Here is a 2,581-nt window from a genome sequence, read left to right on the forward strand (position 1 = left end):
ATCAGCTTCTCGAGTTCATCCGAGATCGCGGAATCCTCGATCTGTGTGTTTTTGATCTGCTGTTCAATGGTCTTCTCGTCACTGGTAAGGTAGGAATACTCCTCTCCGTTACGTTCAATGTAGGTCTCACGCTCCAGTAAGTCAAGGGCTTGCTTGATTTTTTCATTCAAGGTTTCTGGATCTGTTTGCAGGTCTTCCAGAAGCAGGATGCGGATATTGCGGATGGTAGCTTTGAAGTCCTTTACGTATTTGAGGATAAACAGGGTTTTCAGGATTCGAAGGGCAAAGTCGTTATCCAATGCTGCTTCAGCGAGTTGGATGGTGTTCAGCAAGTAAGTCTTTATCATTGGCTTTATGCCTTCATACATGAGGTCAAAGCTCGCCAAACCACCTATCTCTTTGTCGGATATTTTGATAAGCACTTGCTGGAAAATTGTTAACAGACTTCGAGCGCCCACAGATGTGTATTTGCCGGGGAATGCATCATGGTCAGAAAGAGAGATGAATGCCGCCTGTAACAAATACGACTGGTAAGGAATGAATGGATAAGACTTGATAAAATCTTCGGAATCTCTATACCTAGGGTAGCTTTTTGATCCATCAGCGAAATGGAATAGAGTAGCTAAGTTGTTCTCATGTTTGTGATATAGCTTCAATAAGGGAGTCTCACCCTCTGCTGTCTTCTGGAGCAGTCTTTTCTGGATAACTTCCCCCACGTTTTTCTCCGTGAGGTTGATCGGTATGGGAAACCTTGCCAGAATTCTGCCATACTCTGTGCTTTGGAGTTGTTTCAAGTGACCAAGTACGGATTCAAGATCTGATTGAGATGTGACTATTATCCAAGCTTTTTTCTGGCAGTATTTATCGAAGCTTTCAGAAATAGTTTGCAGATTGAGCATCAATTTGGTGTTATCTGCTATGAATTGACCAACTTCATCCACGCAAAAAATCAGTCGAAAATCCTTTCCCTTGCTTTCGATGTATGTAGCAACATCCTGGGCAAACTCTGCTATAGATACTTTGTAATTATGGGAGTAGTCTCTCAACAGAGATTTAATGCTTCCTTCTGCGGCCCCAGTAATATTTGTATAAGCCTTGGATACGTTATGGTCCTCCATTTCGGCCATTGCCCGTCCTATCGTCCAGTCTTTTCCAGATACTTTATAATACTCCGTTTTGAATGCTGCTAAGAGCCCTTGTCGATCCAAATCACGTTCAAACTTGGCAATATAGGCGTGCTTACCATAGTAGCCGCAGGCTTCATTGAAAACCTTTACGAAGACACTCACTACTGCATCATTATCCTTGGGTGATCCTGTATCAGCCAATTGGTCTATGTTGAAAAGGATACTTTGGGCAGGTATAGATCTAACTTTACCGATGTTTGCTTTCAGGATTTGATCATCTTCGCACTTTTGCGCCATAGCGTCAGCAATATGAAAATCATCATGATGCCAGCCTTCTAAAAGTAGAGAAATCATCTTTAGCAAGTGGGATTTTCCGGTTCCAAAAAAACCAGAGATCCAGGCTCCGGGCAACTTATCAAGACTAATGTAGGACTGCAGCAACTTATCAAGTTCAGATTTTATTTCACCTGTTAGTACATACTCGTCTATCTCTGTTTGTAAATTGCGATCATCATTAGCCATGATGACCCCGGCGATCTTGCGCTCTATATCCTTTTGAAATAAGTTCTTGATCTGCATTCTCTCTCCTTAAAACTACGGTTCGCAGTGGTAAATGTTAAAAGCCCGGTAATATCTATCGTCTAGGATGCCGAATAAGGTCAGGTTAGAACCCTTCACGTTGTCGGTTTCATACTTGCCCGGAAAGAATAGAACCAGTGGCTTCTCAGTAAACTTGCTCTCCAGAGTGGAAAGTAACTTATGTGTTCGTAAATAGGGATAGACTTCTCCAACCCCAGTGATAAAGATGATGTCTGGCATCACTCTTTTTATCAAATTTATTATCAATGGGGCTATGAACTCCCTGAGATCAGTTAAACCTGAAATCGAATTGAAGAATGTGTTTCTGGGTGTCTTGGTTTCATCAGCAATAAATCCATCCAGCACTCCAAGAGCGCTAAAGTGCTCAATGCAAAGCCGATACAGGTTAATGTCCAATACTTTGATTTGCTTGAGTTCCAGAGCATTTATAAGCTGTCCGATATGCTGATACATCTGAGTGGTTTCCTCTACCCGAAAAGGGCAGATGTAATAGGGTATATCGTTCGAAGGTCCGGTCATATCCAGGAACTTTCTGCTGCACATGAGTTTGAGCAGATGCTCAAAACGCACGTGGGGATCGTGATTCTCGTTGATGATAGCCATATCAGTAACCCATTACCACAGAAGGAAAGATAGCAGGAGTAAGAACCCCTTCCTTGATGATCAGTTCTCGCACTCTGGGACTCACGATCAACAGCCGCAGTTTCATCTCCGAATCAGTGATCCCAGAGCTAACCAGCATTCTGAATAGATTGGTCTGAAGCTTTTTTCTGCTTCCCTCAGCGATGCCTGCCAATTTTTCGTGGAGTTCTGCCTTGGTGTTGTAATAGAGATTGAAGTCAGAGATAGTGACC

The 2,581-nt window shown here is 42.8% G+C and carries 3 protein-coding genes; all 3 read right to left on the reverse strand.

From position 1 onward, the window contains the following. Positions 1-1,706: BREX system P-loop protein BrxC (gene brxC, locus LHW48_06440; GenBank protein ID MCB5260097.1), on the reverse strand; the 1,706-nt coding region annotated here is incomplete at its 3' end. 15 nt (positions 1,707-1,721) lie between these two features. Beyond that, positions 1,722-2,330 carry a DUF1788 domain-containing protein gene (locus tag LHW48_06445; protein ID MCB5260098.1) on the reverse strand — a complete coding sequence of 203 codons (609 nt, stop codon included), beginning with the start codon at positions 2,328-2,330 and terminating at the stop codon, positions 1,722-1,724. Position 2,331: 1 nt separating this feature from the next. Continuing rightward, the coding region (locus LHW48_06450; GenBank protein ID MCB5260099.1) for a DUF1819 family protein at positions 2,332-2,581 on the reverse strand (250 nt) is incomplete at its 5' end.

The sequence above is a fragment of the Candidatus Cloacimonadota bacterium genome (assembly GCA_020532355.1).
GTDB lineage: Bacteria > Cloacimonadota > Cloacimonadia > Cloacimonadales > Cloacimonadaceae > UBA5456.

Bases quoted from the DNA above. Each gene is read 5' to 3' on its own strand.
- LHW48_06445 (MCB5260098.1), bottom strand. From the start codon at position 2,330: ATGGCTATCATCAACGAGAATCACGATCCCCACGTGCGTTTTGAGCAT.